Here is a 16685-nt window from a genome sequence, read left to right on the forward strand (position 1 = left end):
CCTATATAGCCATCGCCCTGATGAACCATCTGGTGGAAGGGCCGCTCCGCGACCCGGCCTCGCTGAACAAGCCCTCGACCCAGCCGCTGGCCGACATCTATCGCGTCGGCAACATACCGGGCATGGAGGTGCATTGGGGCCTCGTCGTCGGCATCCTCGCCTGCGTGCTCTCCTGGTTGCTGATCGAGAAGACCCGCTGGGGTTTTGCCGCCCGCATCGCCGGCGGCAATGTCAGGGCCGCACAAGTCCAGGGGCTGGCCGTCGGTCCGCTGATTGTCGGCTTCACCGCGCTGGCGGGCGGCTTCGCCGGCCTTGCCGGCATGCTGGAAGTCGCGGCCGTGCAGGGCAGCGCCAACGGATCGCTTGCCGCCGGCTACGGCTATACCGGCATCCTCGTCGCCTTCCTCGCCCGCCACAATCCGCTTGCGATCATCCCTGTCGCCATCCTGCTTGGCGGCATCGACGCGTCCGGCGGCCTGATCCAGCGCCGCATGGACCTGCCCGACGCAACTGTCCTGGTGCTGCAGGGCATGCTTTTCATCGTCATCCTGTTCAGCGAAACCTTCTACGGCCGCTTCAAGCTCTTCAACCCGGACCTCTGGCGGAGGAGCACCTGATGGAAACAACCGACATCGGACTGTGGGGCGTGCCGCTCGCCATGCTGGGCGGGGCTATCCGCGTCTCCACCCCCTTCATCTTCGTGTCGCTCGGCGAGGCCATCACCGAGCGTTCCGGCCGCATCAATCTCGGCCTCGAAGGCACGCTGGTGTTCGGCGCCATGAGCGCCTACGCGGTCGCGGTAATGACCGGCTCGACATGGCTCGGCCTTCTGGCCGCGGCGCTCGCCGGCCTCTGCTTCGGCCTCTTCCACGGCTGGATTTGCAAATTCCCGAAGGTCAACGACATCGCCATCGGCATCGCCCTGATGCTGTTCGGCACCGGGCTCGCCTTCTTCTTCGGCAAGCCCTTCATCCAGCCTTCGGCGCCCGACCTGCCGGCGATCCCGTTCGGCAACTGGTCCGACATCCCGCAGGTGCAGGCGGCGCTCAACGTCAACGTGCTGTTCCTGATCGGTGCCGCACTTGCCGTCTTCCTCTGGTGGGCCTTCCGCAACACGCGCATCGGCCTGATCGTGCGCGTGGTCGGCGACAGCGCCGATGCGGCGCGCGCCATGGGCCTCAACCCGAACACGGTGCGCCTTTTGGCGACGGGCGTCGGCGGCGCGCTGGCCGGCATCGGCGGCGCCTACCTGTCGCTCTACTACCCCGGCAGTTGGACCGAGCGCATCTCGTCGGGTCAAGGACTGATGGCGGTGGCGCTGGTCATCTTCGCGCGCTGGAACCCGCTCGGCTGCTTTGCCGCAGCGCTCCTGTTCGGCGGCGCCGGCGCGCTCGGCCCGGCGCTGCAGTCGGTGGGCGTCACGCAGGGCTACTACCTCTTCTACGCCGCGCCCTACATCCTCACCCTCATCATCATGATCGCCACCTCGTCGCCGAGCCGCACGCTCGCCGGCGCGCCCGGCGAACTGTCGATCACCAAATGACCGCGCACCACCCATCGCTCGCGAGACCGGAGTTTTCGCCATGAACGCCAGAGCCGAGATCACCCAGCGCTACATCGACGCCGATCCCTACCCCTGGCCCTACAATGGCGATCTCAGGCCCGACAACACGGCGCTGATCATCATCGACATGCAGACCGATTTCTGCGGGCCCGGCGGCTATGTCGACCATATGGGCTACGACCTGTCGCTGGTCCGCGCGCCGATCGAGCCGATCAAATCGGTGCTCTCCGCCATGCGGGCCAAGGGCTACACCATCATCCACACGCGCGAAGGCCATCGCCCCGACCTCGCCGACCTGCCCGCCAACAAGCGCTGGCGCTCGCGCCGCATCAATGCCGGCATCGGCGATCCGGGTCCGTGCGGGCGCATCCTGGTGCGCGGCGAGCCGGGCTGGGACATCATCCCCGACCTCTATCCGGCCGAGGGCGAGCCGATCATCGACAAGCCCGGCAAGGGCTCCTTCTGCGCCACCGATCTCGAGCTGATCCTCAACCAGCGCGGCATCGACAACATCGTGCTCACCGGCATCACCACCGATGTCTGCGTGCACACCACCATGCGCGAGGCCAACGACCGCGGCTTCGAATGCGTGATGCTGGAGGACTGCTGCGGGGCGACCGACTACGGCAACCATTTGGCGGCGATCAAGATGATCAAGATGCAGGGCGGCGTGTTCGGCGCGGTGTCGAATTCCGCCGCGCTCGTCGCGCAGTTGCCGTGAGGGGCCGGCGATGAGCGGAACGCAAGGAAAGGCGATCGGCGTCGAGACCATCGGCATGACCATGCGCTTCGGCGCCTTCACGGCGCTGGACGATGTCTCCATCAAGGTGCCGGCAGGCTCCTTCCATGCCCTGCTCGGCGAGAACGGCGCCGGCAAGTCGACGCTGGTCAAATGCATGATGGGTTTCTACCACCCGACATCAGGCGACATGCTGGTCGACGGACGCCAGGTCGCGATCGCCAGCCCCAGGGATGCTTCGGCGCTCGGCCTCGGCATGGTCTACCAGCATTTCACGCTGGTGCCTTCGCTGACGGGCGCGGAAAACCTCGTCATCTCGCGCGAAAAAGTGCCCGGCGTCATCGACTGGCGCAAGGAACGCGGCGAGCTTGCCGCCTTCATGAGCGGCATGCCGTTCAACGTGCCGCTCGACGTCAAGGTGGCCGAGCTCGCCGCCGGCGAGAAGCAGAAGCTGGAGATCATCAAGCAGCTTTATCTCGGCCGCAATTTCCTGGTGCTGGACGAGCCGACGTCCGTGCTCACTCCGGGCGAGGCCCAGGAAGTGCTTGGCCTGGTGCGCGGCATGACCAAGGCCGGCGATCTCACCGTGCTGATGATCTCGCACAAATTCCACGAGGTCACCGCATTTGCCGACGACATCACCGTACTGCGCAAGGGCAGGCTCACAGGAACCGGCAAGGTCTCCGATCTCACCCACAAGGCCATGGCCGCTATGATGATCGGCGATCAGCCGATCGCCGCGCTCGACAGCCGCGCGGCGCCGAAGCCGGACGCCGAGATCGTGCTCAAGGTGAAGGCGCTGAAGGCGCCGGACCGCACCGGGCTCAAGTCGATCGACATCGCCGATCTCGGCGTGCGCTCTGGTGAGATCGTCGGCATCGCCGGCATTTCCGGCAACGGCCAGAAGGAATTCCTGGAAGTGCTGGCCGGGCAGCGTCCGCGCAATGGCGGCGAGGTGATGGTGCGCGGCGCCGCCTACGCGGCGACGCGCGCCGAAGCGCGCGCACTCAATGTCCGCCTCATCCCGGAGGAGCCGCTGAAGAATGCCTGTGCACCGAGGATGACGGTCGCCGAGAACATCGCCTTCCGCACCTTCGACGTGGACGGCAACGGCAGGCCGGTGAGTTGGATCAGCGCCGGCGCGATCAAATCCTTCAGCGCCCGTCTGGTCGAGCAGTTCAAGGTCAAGACCGCATCGCTGTCTTCGCCGATCGCTTCGCTGTCGGGCGGCAATGTGCAGCGCGCCGTCCTCGCCCGCGAGCTCACCGGCGAGGTCGACCTGCTGATCGTCTCCAACCCGTGCTTCGGCCTCGATTTCTCCGCCGTCGCCGAGATCCGCGCCCGCATCATGAAGGCGCGCAACGCCGGAGCCGCGGTGCTGCTGATGTCGGAAGACCTGGACGAGCTGCTGGAACTCTCGGACCGTATCCTCGTCATGTCCGACGGCGCGCTGGTCTATGAGACGCCGATTGCGCAGGCGAGCGTGCAAACGATCGGCGAGCACATGGCGGGGCATCACTGATGGCGGAAATCGCAGCGCAGCCTTTCGCCTTTGCCTTCAGGCCCGAGACGACGGCGCTGATCGTCATCGACATGCAGCGCGACTTCGCCGAGCCGGGCGGCTTCGGAGCGAGTCTCGGCAACGACGTCAGCCGGGTCACGGCGATCGTGCCGACGGTGAAGCGGCTGATCGAGGGCTTTCGCGCCGCGGGCCTGCCGGTGATCCATACCATGGAGTGCCACAAGCCCGACCTTTCGGACCTGCCTCCCGCCAAGCGCGACCGCGGCAATCCCTCGATCCGGATCGGCGATGTCGGCCCGATGGGCCGCGTCCTGATCGCCGGCGAGCCCGGCACCGCGATCCTCGACGAGCTCGCGCCCCTGCCCGGCGAGATCGTCATCGAGAAGCCTGGCAAGGGCGCCTTCTACGCGACCGGCCTCGGCAACGACCTGAAACGGCTCGGCGCGCGGCAACTGGTGTTCGCCGGCGTGACGACCGAAGTCTGCGTCCAGACGACGATGCGCGAGGCGAACGACCGCGGCTATGAGTGCCTGATCGCGGAGGATGCGACGGAAAGCTACTTTCCCGAATTCAAGGTGGCCGCGCTCGCCATGATCCGGGCGCAGGGCGCCATCGTCGGCTGGACGGCGACCACCGATCAGGTCCTCGAGGGAATTGCGAATGCCTAATCTTGCCTTTGCCGGCCTCCTTGACGGCGGCTGGCGCGATCTGGCGTTCGAGCCTTTCCGCGATGGCGTCACCGTGCATTGGCTGCTCAAGGGCGGTCCGGTCGAACCGTCGGTCGCGCTGCTCAAATATCAGCCGGGCGCCGGCGTGCCGCGCCACCGCCATGCCGGGCTGGAAACCATCGTCGTGCTGGAAGGCACCCAGAGCGACGAGAACGGCGACTATCCAGCGGGCAGCGTGATCCTCAATCCGGTCGGCACCGAGCATTCTGTGTGGACGAAGGACGGCTGCGTGGTGCTCATCCAGTGGGACCTGCCGGTGATCATCCTGGAGGAGACGAAATGAACGACATCCGCTTCGACATCGCCAGCCTGCGCGCCGCCTACCAAAGCGGGCTTGGCATCGCCGAGGTGATCGATGCGGTCCTTGCCCGCATCGATGCGGCCGGCGACCCCGGCATCTTCATCCACCGGGCGACGAAAAAAGAGTTGCTGGCCGAGGCCGAGGCACTCGGTCCTTTCGATCCCGTGGCCAAGCCGCTCTGGGGCATCCCCTTCGCCGTTAAGGACAACATCGATGTCGCCGGCATGCCGACCACGGCGGCCTGCGCCGAATATGCCTACACGCCGGACAAAGATGCGACGGTCGTAGCGAGGCTCAAGGCCGCGGGCGCTTTTGTCGTCGGCAAGACCAATCTCGACCAGTTCGCCACCGGCCTTGTCGGCGTGCGCACACCCTGGCCGATCCCAAGGAACCCGATCGATCCGAAACTCGTGCCCGGCGGCTCCTCCTCCGGCTCGGCGGTTGCGACGGCGCGCGGCATCGTTTCCTTCGCGCTTGGCACCGACACCGCCGGCTCAGGGCGCATTCCGGCCGGCCTTAACAACATTGTCGGGCTGAAGCCGACGGTCGGCGCGCTGTCGACGACGGGCGTCGTGCCGGCCTGCCGGACACTCGACTGCGTCTCGGTCTTCGCGCTGACGGTGGATGACGCCTATGCCGTGTTCTCGGCCGCTGCCGCACACGACGCCGCCGATCCCTATTCACGCGTGGTCGCCGTCCAGCCCCTCGCCGCCCGTCCACCGGTGCTGACTGTAGGCATCCCGGCAAAGGCCGATCTGAAGTTCTTTGGCGACGCGTCAATGCAGGCAGGCTTCGAGGCAGCTCTCGCATCCCTGGAAACGCTCGGCGCCCGGCTTGTCGAAATCCCGTTCGGCGACTTCTATGCCACCGCCAACCTTCTCTACGAAGGCGCCTGGGTGGCGGAGCGCTATGCGGCAATCCGCGATTTCTTCGAAGCGAATGAAGCAGCCCTCCATCCGGTGACGCGCAAGATTATCGGTGGCGCCAGGAACCTGTCGGCCGCCGACGCTTTCCGCGGGTTCTATGCCTTGCAGGCCTACAGGTCCCGGCTCGTCCCGGTCATCGCCTCGGTCGACCTCTTCTGCGTGCCGACGGCGCCGACCCACTACAGCGTCGATGCCGTGCTCGCCGATCCGATCGTCACCAACAGCCGGCTCGGCACCTACACCAATTTCGTCAATCTGCTCGACATGTGCGGCATCGCCGTGCCGACCGGCACGCGCGACGACGGCCTGCCGATGAGCGGGACCCTGCTTGCCGCCGCAGGCCGCGACGGCCTCGTCGCGGCGGTGGCGCGCGATCTCCATGCCGCGAGCGGCCTCGCTCTCGGCGCGACCGGATGGCCGCAGTCGAGCGCGCAGCCTGTCGGCGCGCCGGCCGATGATGGCACGATCGAGCTGGTGGTGGTCGGCGCGCATCTTTCTGGAATGCCGCTCAATGGCCAACTGAAGGAGGCCGGCGCAAGCTTCAGCAGGTCGGCGCGGACGGCGCCGTCCTACAAGCTCTATGAGCTCGCCGGCCAGACCCCGCCCAAGCCCGGGCTGGTCCGGGTTGGCCACGGCGGCACCGCCATCGAGATCGAGGTCTGGCGCCTTTGCGCCGATGCCTTCGGCCGTTTCGTCGCCGCCATCCCGCCGCCGCTCGGCATCGGCACCATCGAGCTCGACGACGGCACCTCGGCGAAGGGTTTCCTGGCGGAGAGCGTCGGCCTGCTGGCGGCGACGGACATCTCGTCCTATGGCGGCTGGCGCAGCTACGTCGCCAGGACGAACGAGACTCAACGCAGATTGAAGAGCGTTCCCTCCAACTGAGCGGCGGCCCGGTTCAGCGGCGACCTCGTCGGGTCAGGCCGCCATGCCAAACGCTTCGGCGTCCGCCTCTCAGACCAGCTCGAACCGCTCCACGGCGCGCATGATGCCGCGCAGCTCGGCAAGGCCTTTCAGCCTGCCGATCAGCGAATAGCCGGGATTGATCCTGGTCTTGCCGATATCGTCGGCGAGCAGATGGCCATGGTCCGGCCGCATCGGGATGCGCCAGTCGGACCGGCCTTCCTTGCGCCGGCGCCCCTCCTCCTTCATCAGCGCCAGGATGACTTCGGCCATGTCGGTCGAGCCCTCCAGATGCTCGGCCTCGTAGAACGAGCCATCCGCCTCGCGCGTCACGTTGCGCAGATGCGCGAAATGGATCTTCGGTCCGAACTCCTCGATCATCGCGACGAGGTCGTTGTCGGCGCGCACGCCGTAGGAGCCGGTGCAGAAGGTCAGTCCGTTCGACGGGCTGTCGACCGTTCCCACGATAAAGCGCGCGTCATCCGCCGTGGAAACCACGCGCGGCAAACCGTAGAGCGAGAAGGGCGGATCGTCGGGATGGATGCACATGCGCGCGCCGACTTCCTCGGCGGCCGGAATGATCTCCTTCAGGAACCAGGCGAGGTTGGCGCGCAGTTCGGCCGGACCGATCGCGGCGTAATCGGCAAGCGCCAGACGCATCGTCTCGCGATTGTAGGTGCGCTCGGTGGCCGGCAGGCCGGCGATCAGGTTGCGTTCTATCCTGTCGATGTCCTCGGCGCTCAAAATCTTGAGCCGCGCTTCCGCTTCCTGCAACCGCACCGGGCTATAGCTCGCCTCGGCATTCGGCCGCTTCAGCACGAAGACGTCGTAGGCGGCGAAGTCGAGTGCATCGAAGCGCAGCGCATAGCCGGTGGTCGGCAGCCGGTACATGAGATCGGTGCGCGTCCAGTCCACCACCGGCATGAAATTGTAGCAGATCGTGGAGATGCCGGCCTTCGCCAGCGCCCGGATCGTGTCCCTGTACCAGCCCGCGTAACGCTGCCGTTCCGGCGTGCCGGTCTTGATGGAGTTGTGGACAGGAATGCTTTCGACCACCGACCATGTCAGCCCCGCCACCTCGATGATGCGCTTGCGTTCGAGAATGGCATCGAGCGGCCAGGCGCTGCCGTCATAGATGTCGTGCAGCGCCGTGACGATACCAGTCGCCCCGGCCGGCTTGATGTGGTCGAGCGTGACCGGGTCGTTCGGGCCGTACCAGCGCCAGCATTGTTCCATGATTGCCTCCCAAAGCATGCGTTTTCATCCATGTCGTTCCGAATGGCCGCCATGCATCAAAACAAAGACGTAAAGCCGCATCGACCGAACCCTTTTCGGCGCGAGCGCTTCAGCGTGGTTGCGATCGACCATATTGTCGGATGACAATGGCAGTCAAATAAGGTGATTTCGGCACCGCCGACGAACCATCGACTGGCGCTTTCGTCCATTATTGCAGGAGTTTTGTCCATGAACGATTTCGACGGCAAGGTCGCCCTGGTGACGGGAACGACCGGCATCGCCGAGGCAACCGCGCGCCGTCTCGCCGAGGGCGGCGCCGCGATCATCGCGCTGGGCATCGATCAAGCCGCCAACGCGATGCTGCAGGCCGAGCTCAACCGCGCGGGTGCGGCCGCGCTGGTACTGGCCACGGACGTTGCCGTGCCCGACCAGGTGGAGAAGGCGATCGCTTCCGGCGTCGAGAAATTCGGCGGGCTGGACGTCATCGTCAATTCGGCCGCTGTGCATCCCTACGGCACGGCCACGACGACGGGTTTCGAGACCTGGAACCGGGCGATGTCGGTCAATGTCGGATCGATCTATCTCACCGCCCGTTTCGGCATACCCGAGATGATCAAGCGCGGCGGCGGCGCCATCGTCAACGTCGCCTCGGTGCAAGGCACCGCCTGCCAGGAGAATGTCGCCGCCTACGCCACCACCAAGGGCGCGATCCACACGCTGACGCGCTCGCTGGCGCTCGACTATGCCCGAAAAGGCATCCGCGTGAACTCCGTCAGTCCGGGATCCGTCCGCACTCCGATCCTCGAACGCGCCGCCCGCGCCGACGATCCCAATGCGGATGTCGAAGCTGCCTTCAAACGCTTCGGCGAGGCGCATCCGCTCGGCCGCATCGGCGAGCCGGAGGAAGTGGCGGAACTGATCGCGTTCCTATGCTCGTCCAAGGCAAGCTTCTGCACCGGGGCCGATTACAGGATAGATGGCGGTCTTTTGGCGGGCATCGGGGTCCGATAACGCCGCAGTCGCAATGACGCGGTTGGGGGACGGGCGCGCTCCCTTGCGGCGGCGCGCGTTAACCGTCTATCGTGCGCCCCCAATGCCATCGAAACCTGTCCCCGCGGCGGATAGCGACGAGGCAGCTTTCAGGACGACGAAGTAACGCAGAGCCAATGGCCGACAAATCGCGAATCGGACTGACCGCTGTCGATACCGTTCCACTGCATGAGAAAGTCTATCTGGAACTGGTTCGGGCCCTTATGTCCGGACAGTTGCAGCCTGGCCAGAAGCTGACCTCGCGCAAGCTTGCCAAGGAACTCGGCACCAGCGACATGCCGGTGCGCAGCGCCTTCACCCGGCTGCAGGCGCTGAGGGCGCTGAGCCCGATGCCGAACGGCAGCGTCGAGGTGCCTCTGATCTCCGCCGAGCGCTTCTCGCAATTGACCGCGGTGCGCACCATCCTGGAGGGCACCGCGACCGAGCTCGCGACGAAACGCATCAACGGCAACAATCTGCGCGCGATCCGGCGCCACTGCGCCGAACTCACTGAGGCCGCCCGCGATGGCGGCATCGAAAACTATCTGCGCAAGAACCACGACTTCAAATTCGGGGTCTATCGCCATTGCGGCAACGAACAGATGATCTTCCTCATCGAGACGGTGTGGATGCAGATCGGGCCTTTCCTGCGAAACCTGCATATCGGTTTCGAGGATGATCTCGCCGGCATTCTGGGTATCGACTACCATGAGGAGGTCGTGGCCGCGATCGAGGCCGGCGACGGCGAGCGGGCGCGTCGGGCGATCGTGCGCGACATCGAGGAAGGCGCCACGCATATCCTCGGGCAGGTGAAATTCCCCGAACTGCGCCACTAGCCAACACACGACGAATCCGGCTTGGCTTTCGCTGGCTGTATCGCTATGTTGCGATCGCAGATCGCGAAAATAGACCTGAAATGCCGCCCGATATCCCAGCTAGTGACTTGAAAAAATGAAGAAAAACCATTCGGTGCCAGCCGATACGGTTTTCATAAACTCACAAGCTGAAAATGGGACATCGTAGCCTGCAAGGGCTACAGCACCTAAAAGGGGCTGGAAATTGAGCGATGCGATCGCGGACGTTTTGAACTGGCTTGAAAGCAGGAACGACATCCAGAGCCTGAGGGCAGCGGTGTGCGACCTGAACGGCATCATGCGCGGCAAGCGCATTCCGGTCGAGCAGGCGCGCAAGGCGCTCGAAGGCAAGCTGCGCATGCCCTATTCGGCCATCGGCCTCGATATCTGGGGCGAGGATATCGAAGGCAATGCCCAGGTCTTCTCGACCGGCGATGCCGACGGGCTTTGCCACTGGACGGGACGCGGCATATTGCCGGTCAACTGGACAGCCCATCCGACAGCGCTACTGCCGCTCTGGCTGGCGGATGACAGCGGCGCGCCCTATCTCGGCGATCCGCGCCGCGCGCTCGCCCGCATCCTCGACCGCTACGCGGCGCTAGGTCTGACGCCAGTCACCGCGACCGAGCTCGAATTCTACCTCGTCGATCCGACCTCGCAGCGGCCTGTTGGCCCCGTCTCCCCGGTCACCGGCAGGCGGCTCGATTCCGACGCCGCGCTCTCGATCGACGAGGTCGACGATTTCGAGGCCTTCATCCACGATATCTACGAAGCCTGCCGCATGCAGGACATTCCGGTCGACACCGCGATTGCCGAGAACGGCGTCGGCCAGTTCGAGATCAATTTGAACCATGTGCCCGACGCCTTGCGCGCAGCCGACGATGCGGTGCTCTTCAAGCGTACCGTGAAGGGCATCGCCCGCAAGCATGGTTTCGCCGCCTGCTTCATGGCCAAGCCCTATGGCGAGCGCGCCGGCAACGGTTTCCATGTCCATTTCAGTGTGCTCGACAGGCAGGGCCGCAACATCTTCGACGACGGTTCCGACCAGGGCTCCGAAACAATGCGCCACGCGGTCGGCGGCCTGCTTGCCGCGATGGCGCAAAGCACGCTGGTATTCGCGCCGCATTTCAATTCTTACCGACGGCTGCGGCCGAGATCCTATGCGCCGACCGCCGTCGCCTGGGGCTACGAGAACCGCATGGTGGCGATCCGCATTCCAGGCGGACCTTCGGCTGCGCGCCGCATCGAACATCGCGTCTCCGGCGCCGATGCCAATCCCTATCTGGTGCTGGCGGCGATCCTCGGCGCGGCGTTGATCGGCATCGAGCGCCAGCTCTCGCCCGGCGAGCCGACCGGCGGCGAGGGCCAGGGGCTGACGCTCGCCAAGCTGCCGCCGGACTGGGCCTCGGCCATCGCCGCCTTCGAGGCGGGCCCGCGCGTCGCCGAGATCTTCCCGGACGTGCTGCGCGACGCCTTTGTCGCCTGCAAGCGCCAGGAACTGAACACGTTCGCGCTGAATGTCAGCGACTTCGAGATCGAGACCTATCTCGAGAGCGTTTGAGACCGGCAGCCCGGAAGCTGCGTCGACGCAACGCCGCTATTTGGACGCACTATCCTTTTGAACGCCGGCTGCACCGGTCATGAACCACTCGCGCGAAATCGGCTTTCCCAAGCTGGCCGTCGACAGGACACGCGCTCAGACCGGCCGGACACCGCCGGCAATGCGTATTCGCCCTGGAGCGATCATCGGTTCTGGTGAAGGATGGTTTCGGCGGCGATGAAGCCCCAGGTCGTGTTCGGGCCGAGGGTCGTGCCGGCGCCCACGGCGCGCGTGCCGATCGGGTTCGCCATGGCCAGCCCCGCCGCGTAGAGCCCGGGAATGATCGAACCGTCCGGCCTCAGCACCTGCGCCCGCTCGTTGGTGCGGGCGCCGCCCTTGGTGCCGAGGATCGAGCGGTTCATCGTCATGCCGATATAGGGCGGCTTGTCGATCGGCTTCAGGCGGTTCTCGGGACCGTGCGCCTTGTAGTCCTCCCAGCCGTTCTCGCCGCGGCGGAAATCCTCGTCGCGTCCCTGGGCGCAAAAACCGTTCCAGCGGGCGATCGTGTCTTCGAGCGCCGCCGCCGGCAGTCCGAGCTTTGCGGCGAGGCCGCCGATCGTATCGGCCTTCTTGAGCCATTGACGTTCGTAGGAGGCATACCAGCGGAACGGCAGCGATGTTTTCAGGAAACGATAGTCGCCGAAAAGGGTGACGCGGTCGGCCAAAATGCAGGTGACACAGCCGTGGGGACCTCAGCATTCCGAGGCAAGCATCATGCGCTCACAAGCCTCATAATGGTGTCGATATTGAATTCCAGACGCTCATTTAGAGCGTCTTTCTCCATGAGGTCGCGCTCGAAAATAATCGAGCCTGTGAACCTGTTGGTCAGATAGTAGTATCCGATTGCGGCGATCGTGATGTTGAGCTGCACAGGGTCGATACCGGCGCGGAAGTCGCCGCTGCTGACGCCCCGCTCAAGTATGCCCGACACCATGGCGACGAATTTGCGGCTGGCGGTCTTGATCAGCTCTGACTTCTTCACATGCTTGCCGCGGTGAAGGTTCTCGCTGTTGACCAGGGTAATGAACTCCGGATTCTTCAGATAATACTGCCATGTAAACCGCACGAGGCGTTCAAGGGCATCCCTCGGTTCCAGGTCGTCGAGATGAAGTTTCTGCTCAGCCGTGCGGATGTCCAGATAGGCATTTTCCACCACAGTCTGGAAGAGACCGTCCTTACTGCCGAAGTAATGATAAATCATACGCTTGTTGGCGTTGGCCTTGGCCGCGATAACATCGACACGCGCGCCGCCGAGGCCGTTCTTGGCGAAATCGCTCTTCGCCGCTTCCAGAATACGAAGCTTGGTCGCTTCGGCATCCCGAAGCCGCTTCTTCTTGGCGACATTGCCTGATTTTCCGGACGTTGCGTCCACCTTGGCCGCTCCCTTGGTTCCAGTTCCAGCGTGCTGTCGACGATCGGTCATGCGCTGAAAGTCATTTCAATTGTCCAAGAAGTCAACAGGCCGCGCACCGTGCCGCCGCTTGACTCTCGCACATTCAGGAAGTAACTAGATGGTGCATTCAGCGACCAAGAGAGCGGTTTGGACGGCCTGGCTTCTCGAGGTTGCTCAATAGACGGCCCGCCCTTGCGGGCTGTCGCCAAATGGGAGGTAACATGTCGACTTTCATCAAGGATTTCATCGAGCGCGAGACCGTCAATCGGCGCAATTTCCTGCTCGCCACGGCTACCGGCATGGGGGCGATGGCCGTGCCATTCGCCTTCGGCGGCAGCGCTGCCCGGGCGGCGATCAGCGACCCGGCGATCGCCTGGTCGTACCGCGACCGCGCCTCGGCTTACTGGAACTCGATCGTGTCGGGCGGCGAGGCATTCGTGGAATCCCTCGGTAAGCCCAAGGATTCCCTCGTCTCGCTGATCAACGAAGGCTCCTCCGAAAAGTCGCTGGCCGACATAAAGGCGTTCCTGGCCAAGACAGGCGGCAAGTGCGCTATCGCCTGCGACGCCAATGACAGCCCGAACGCCCGTCCGGTGGTCGAGGCTGTGCGCGATGCCGGCGCCTACATTTCCACCATCTGGAACAAGACCGACGACCTGCACCCGTGGGACATCGGCGACAATTACGTCTCGCACATGACCTGGTCGGACGAGAAGCCGGCCGAGCAGACGGCGCGGATCCTGTTCGACGCCATGGGCGGCAAGGGCGGCGTCGTGCATCTGGGTGGCATTGCCGCCAACAACCCGGCAATCGAGCGTCTGAACGGCTTGAAGAACGCCTTGAAGGACTTTCCCGATATCGAGCTTCTGGATGCTCAGCCCGCCGACTGGGACACGACCAAGGCCACGGAGCTGATGGCGTCTTTCCTGACGCGCTTCGGCGACAAGATCACCGGCGTGCACTGCGCCAACGACAACATCGCCTATGGCGTGATCGAGGCGCTGCGCGCCGAGGGGATCGAGAATATGCCGATCGTCGCCTATGACGGAAATCCGGAAGCCGTTAAGCTGGTGATGGAGGGCAAGCTCCTGGCGACCGTCTTCACCAATCCGCACTGGGGCGGCGGCATCACGGCGGCGCTCGCCTATTACGCCGCGACCGGCGCCTTCAAGCCTTCGGAAGAACCGAAGGAGCACCGCGAATTCTACGGCCCGACGGTCCTCGTCACCAAGAAGGACGCCGCGGATTTCAAGGCCAAATATCTCGACGCCGTTCCTTCCTACAATTGGAAGGATTTCTGGGGACCGAGCAACGGCCAGATCAAGTACAAGTGATACGAAGCTCGATCGAGCGGCCCTGAAACGGGCCGCTCCCCCTACACGGCACGCTTGGACGGGAGGCCGGAGTTGCCACGCATCCTCACGCGGGAGAACGCGATCCGCTGGGCGCCCTTCATGGTGCTTCTCGCGCTCATAGTGCTGTTCACGGCGATAAATCCCTCGTTCTTGTCGCAACGCAACTTCGCGCGCATCGCGATCGCGGCGGCGCCCGCGCTCATGGTGGCGGTCGGCGTGACTTTCATCATCGTGATGGGTTCCATCGACCTTTCCATGGAGGGCGTCGTTTCCCTGACGGCCGTTCTTTTTTGCTTCCTGATGCTGGCGCTCGGCGGAACGCTCGCGTCGGGCGGCTGGATCGCAATCCCGGTCATTCTCGCCGTCGGGGCCGCGATCGGCCTGGTGAACGGTTTCATCCACGTCAAGCTGAAGATACCATCCTTCATGGCGAGCCTCGCGCTCGGATTCGTCGGAACGGGCGCCGCAATCCTGCTGACCGGCGGCGACATCGTCAAATTCAACGATCCGACGTTCCGCGCCCTGCTGACCTGGCGCATTCTCGGCTTTCCGCTGATGGTCTATGTCGCAGGCCTCTGCCTCGTCCTCGCCTGGTTCATCCAGTCCCAGACCCGCCTTGGGCGTTACTTTTATGCGGTCGGCGGCGGCGAGGAACTCGCCCATGCCTCGGGCGTGCGGGTGCAGCATGTCAGGATGGCCGGCTTCTCGCTTGCCGGCTTCTTTTACGCGATCGCGGCGATCCTGCAGGTGGCGAAGCTCGGCCAGGCGGAATCCGTTACCGGATCCAACTTCATGTTCATGTCCATCACTTCGGTGGTGGTCGGCGGCGTGGCGCTCTGGGGTGGCATCGGCGGCGTTTGGAACACGCTCGTCGGCGTCCTGATCGTCGCCGTCATCAACAACGGCATGGTGGTCATCGGCCTGCCCGATTTCCTGCAGGCCGCCGTTCTCGGGCTGCTGGTCATCATCGCGGTCATCCTGTCGACGGACCGGCGCGCGGTCGCGTTCGTCAAGTGAGGCCGCAATGTATGAATTGAAAGCCGTCGAAAAGAAGTTTCCGGGCGTCCATGCGCTGAAATCGGTCGACTTTTCCATCAGCCGGGGCGAGATCGTCGGGCTGGTGGGCGAGAATGGCGCTGGCAAATCCACGCTCATGAAGGTGATCTACGGCGCCTACCAGCCCGACGGCGGCGAGATGCTCATCGATGGCAAGCCTGTCCGGTTCGGCGGCCCGCGCGACGCCATGGAGCGAGGCATCGGCATGGTGTTTCAGGAGCAATCGCTGATCACCAACCTGTCCGTGATGGAAAACATCTTCCTGGGCTATGAAGACCAGTTCTCGCGCTTCGGCGTTGTCAACTGGAGGGCGATGGCCAAAGCCGCCGGGAAGCAGCTTGCAAAGGTCAAGCTCGATATCGATCCGCGCACCATCACCTCGAGCCTTTCCTTCGCGCAGCGCCAGCTTGTGGAACTGGCCAAGGTGCTGACCTTGGAGGAACGGGTGCAGGGTCATCTGGTCGTCCTGCTCGACGAGCCGACCTCGGTGCTCGCCGAGGAAGAGGTGAAGCTGTTGTTCAAGCTCGTGCGGGAACTGACGACGCGCGCTTCCTTCATCTTCGTGTCCCACCGCATGGACGAGGTGATGGAGCTCTCTGACCGAATCTACGTGATGAAGGACGGCCAGGTGGTCAATGTCGTCGCGCGCGGCGCGGCGACGCCGGAGGCGATCCAGCACAAGATGGTCGGCCGCCATGTCGACAAGGAATATTACCGTGAGCAGCGGCAAAAGCCCTACGACGCGACGAGGCCGCTGGTCGAGCTGTCGGGCGTGGACCTGCCAGGACGGATTCACGATATCTCGCTGACGCTGCATGCCGGCGAGGTCCTGTGCCTGGTCGGCACCGAGGGCTCCGGCCGCGAAGCGATCCTTCGAACAATCTACGGCATGCGCACGCCCACCAAGGGCACACTGAAGATCAAGGGCGAGACCGTCTCCAGGCTGACCGCCCGCGCAGCGGTGGAGCGCGGCGTCGGATATGTGCCGCGCGAGCGCAAGATCGAGGGCATCGTGCCCGGCATGAATGTCTACGAGAACATGACGCTCTCGCAAATGCCGCACTACGCGCGGATGGGCTGGCTCGACGTGGCCGACGAGCGTGCACTTGCCAGGAAATGGATCGGCAAGCTCGCCATCAAGGCAAGCTCCGAATATGCCGACTGCGGCAACCTTTCCGGCGGCAACCAGCAGAAGGTCGTGCTTGCCAAATGGCGGTCGGGCGGCTCCGACATCATGCTGCTCGATCATCCGACCCGAGGCCTGGACATCGGTGCCAAGGAGGATGTGTACGACATGATCAGGGAGATGTCCGACGACGGGGTCGGCGTTGTCCTGGTCGCCGACACGCTCGAAGAGGCGATCGGCCTCTCCCACACCATCGTCGTCATCAAGGACGGTGAGATCCAGAAGCGCTTCGACTGCGTGCCCGGTTCCAAGCCGACGCTCTACGACCTTCTGCACTACATGATCTGAGGGGC

15 protein-coding genes and 1 pseudogene are annotated in these 16685 nt (G+C 64.5%); 13 read left to right on the forward strand and 3 right to left on the reverse strand.

Translation table 11 applies throughout. From position 1 onward, the window contains the following. The 7 genes and pseudogenes from EOA23_RS11380 to atzF all read left to right on the forward strand — a co-directional run. Positions 1-617: pseudogene (locus EOA23_RS11380) on the forward strand (ABC transporter permease); the annotation flags it as partial. Beyond that, positions 617-1543, forward strand: coding sequence for an ABC transporter permease (locus EOA23_RS11385; protein ID WP_127304167.1), 927 nt, complete (start codon positions 617-619; stop codon positions 1541-1543). The pseudogene EOA23_RS11380 and the gene EOA23_RS11385, both read left to right, overlap by 1 nt. 40 nt (positions 1544-1583) lie before the next feature. Next, the gene (locus EOA23_RS11390) at positions 1584-2285 is read left to right on the forward strand and encodes an isochorismatase family cysteine hydrolase (RefSeq protein WP_126064287.1); all 702 of its coding nucleotides are present in this window, start codon (positions 1584-1586) and stop codon (positions 2283-2285) included. A 10-nt stretch (positions 2286-2295) separates the two neighbouring features. After that, positions 2296-3825: an ABC transporter ATP-binding protein gene (locus EOA23_RS11395; RefSeq protein ID WP_127304169.1), complete on the forward strand. Its 1530-nt coding sequence runs from the start codon at positions 2296-2298 to the stop codon at positions 3823-3825. Continuing rightward, on the forward strand, positions 3825-4493 hold the full coding sequence (locus EOA23_RS11400) for an isochorismatase family cysteine hydrolase (RefSeq protein ID WP_127304171.1): 669 nt from the start codon (positions 3825-3827) through the stop codon (positions 4491-4493). The genes EOA23_RS11395 and EOA23_RS11400 overlap by 1 nt, the downstream gene beginning before the upstream one ends. Then, entirely contained in the window at positions 4486-4836 is a 351-nt protein-coding gene (locus tag EOA23_RS11405; RefSeq protein ID WP_127304173.1) for a cupin domain-containing protein, read from the forward strand. The genes EOA23_RS11400 and EOA23_RS11405 overlap by 8 nt, the downstream gene beginning before the upstream one ends. After that, positions 4833-6665, forward strand: coding sequence for an allophanate hydrolase (gene atzF, locus EOA23_RS11410; protein ID WP_127304175.1), 1833 nt, complete (start codon positions 4833-4835; stop codon positions 6663-6665). The genes EOA23_RS11405 and atzF overlap by 4 nt, the downstream gene beginning before the upstream one ends. A 69-nt stretch (positions 6666-6734) precedes the next feature. On the opposite strand, the gene uxuA is transcribed toward atzF, so the two are convergent. Then, entirely contained in the window at positions 6735-7919 is a 1185-nt protein-coding gene (gene uxuA, locus EOA23_RS11415) for a mannonate dehydratase (protein ID WP_127304177.1), read from the reverse strand. Between the two features lie 228 nt (positions 7920-8147). Between uxuA and EOA23_RS11420 the strand changes: the two genes are divergently transcribed. The 3 genes from EOA23_RS11420 to EOA23_RS11430 all read left to right on the forward strand — a co-directional run bounded on the left by EOA23_RS11420 (position 8148) and on the right by EOA23_RS11430 (position 11363). Then, entirely contained in the window at positions 8148-8930 is a 783-nt protein-coding gene (locus EOA23_RS11420) for an SDR family oxidoreductase (RefSeq protein ID WP_126064282.1), read from the forward strand. A gap of 155 nt (positions 8931-9085) precedes the next feature. After that, positions 9086-9784 (forward strand): GntR family transcriptional regulator, encoded by a 699-nt coding sequence (locus EOA23_RS11425; protein ID WP_127304179.1) that lies wholly within the window; start codon positions 9086-9088, stop codon positions 9782-9784. A 223-nt stretch (positions 9785-10007) separates the two neighbouring features. Next, positions 10008-11363, forward strand: a complete 1356-nt coding sequence (locus tag EOA23_RS11430; RefSeq protein ID WP_127304181.1) for a glutamine synthetase family protein — start codon at positions 10008-10010, stop codon at positions 11361-11363. 182 nt (positions 11364-11545) lie between these two features. On the opposite strand, the gene EOA23_RS11435 is transcribed toward EOA23_RS11430, so the two are convergent. Next, positions 11546-12067 (reverse strand): FAD-binding protein, encoded by a 522-nt coding sequence (locus tag EOA23_RS11435; RefSeq protein ID WP_210212483.1) that lies wholly within the window; start codon positions 12065-12067, stop codon positions 11546-11548. Positions 12068-12114: 47 nt separating this feature from the next. Then, positions 12115-12825: a TetR/AcrR family transcriptional regulator gene (locus EOA23_RS11440; RefSeq protein ID WP_126064277.1), complete on the reverse strand. Its 711-nt coding sequence runs from the start codon at positions 12823-12825 to the stop codon at positions 12115-12117. A 191-nt stretch (positions 12826-13016) separates the two neighbouring features. Here EOA23_RS11440 and EOA23_RS11445 point away from each other — a divergent pair, with 191 nt between their 5' ends. The 3 genes from EOA23_RS11445 (at position 13017) to EOA23_RS11455 (ending at position 16680) form a co-directional block, all read left to right on the forward strand. Next, the gene (locus tag EOA23_RS11445; RefSeq protein ID WP_127304185.1) at positions 13017-14129 is read left to right on the forward strand and encodes a sugar ABC transporter substrate-binding protein; all 1113 of its coding nucleotides are present in this window, start codon (positions 13017-13019) and stop codon (positions 14127-14129) included. 72 nt (positions 14130-14201) lie between these two features. Beyond that, on the forward strand, positions 14202-15167 hold the full coding sequence (locus EOA23_RS11450) for an ABC transporter permease (RefSeq protein WP_127304187.1): 966 nt from the start codon (positions 14202-14204) through the stop codon (positions 15165-15167). A 7-nt stretch (positions 15168-15174) separates the two neighbouring features. Then, complete coding sequence (locus EOA23_RS11455; RefSeq protein WP_127304189.1) at positions 15175-16680, forward strand: sugar ABC transporter ATP-binding protein; 1506 nt, start codon at positions 15175-15177, stop codon at positions 16678-16680. The last annotated feature ends 5 nt before the right edge of the window (positions 16681-16685 follow it).

Origin of the sequence: Mesorhizobium sp. M2A.F.Ca.ET.042.01.1.1 (genome assembly GCF_003997405.1) — a bacterium.
Lineage (GTDB): Bacteria > Pseudomonadota > Alphaproteobacteria > Rhizobiales > Rhizobiaceae > Mesorhizobium.

Excerpts from the sequence above, each read along its gene's own strand:
- EOA23_RS11385 (WP_127304167.1), top strand. The coding sequence starts at position 617 with ATGGAAACAACCGACATCGGACTGTGGGGCGTGCCGCTCGCCATGCTG.
- uxuA (WP_127304177.1), bottom strand. The coding sequence starts at position 7,919 with ATGGAACAATGCTGGCGCTGGTACGGCCCGAACGACCCGGTCACGCTC.
- EOA23_RS11440 (WP_126064277.1), bottom strand. The coding sequence starts at position 12,825 with ATGACCGATCGTCGACAGCACGCTGGAACTGGAACCAAGGGAGCGGCC.
- EOA23_RS11420 (WP_126064282.1), top strand. The coding sequence starts at position 8,148 with ATGAACGATTTCGACGGCAAGGTCGCCCTGGTGACGGGAACGACCGGC.
- EOA23_RS11445 (WP_127304185.1), top strand. The coding sequence starts at position 13,017 with ATGTCGACTTTCATCAAGGATTTCATCGAGCGCGAGACCGTCAATCGG.
- EOA23_RS11400 (WP_127304171.1), top strand. The coding sequence starts at position 3,825 with ATGGCGGAAATCGCAGCGCAGCCTTTCGCCTTTGCCTTCAGGCCCGAG.
- atzF (WP_127304175.1), top strand. The coding sequence starts at position 4,833 with ATGAACGACATCCGCTTCGACATCGCCAGCCTGCGCGCCGCCTACCAA.
- EOA23_RS11405 (WP_127304173.1), top strand. The coding sequence starts at position 4,486 with ATGCCTAATCTTGCCTTTGCCGGCCTCCTTGACGGCGGCTGGCGCGAT.
- EOA23_RS11425 (WP_127304179.1), top strand. The coding sequence starts at position 9,086 with ATGGCCGACAAATCGCGAATCGGACTGACCGCTGTCGATACCGTTCCA.
- EOA23_RS11455 (WP_127304189.1), top strand. The coding sequence starts at position 15,175 with ATGTATGAATTGAAAGCCGTCGAAAAGAAGTTTCCGGGCGTCCATGCG.
- EOA23_RS11390 (WP_126064287.1), top strand. The coding sequence starts at position 1,584 with ATGAACGCCAGAGCCGAGATCACCCAGCGCTACATCGACGCCGATCCC.
- EOA23_RS11395 (WP_127304169.1), top strand. The coding sequence starts at position 2,296 with ATGAGCGGAACGCAAGGAAAGGCGATCGGCGTCGAGACCATCGGCATG.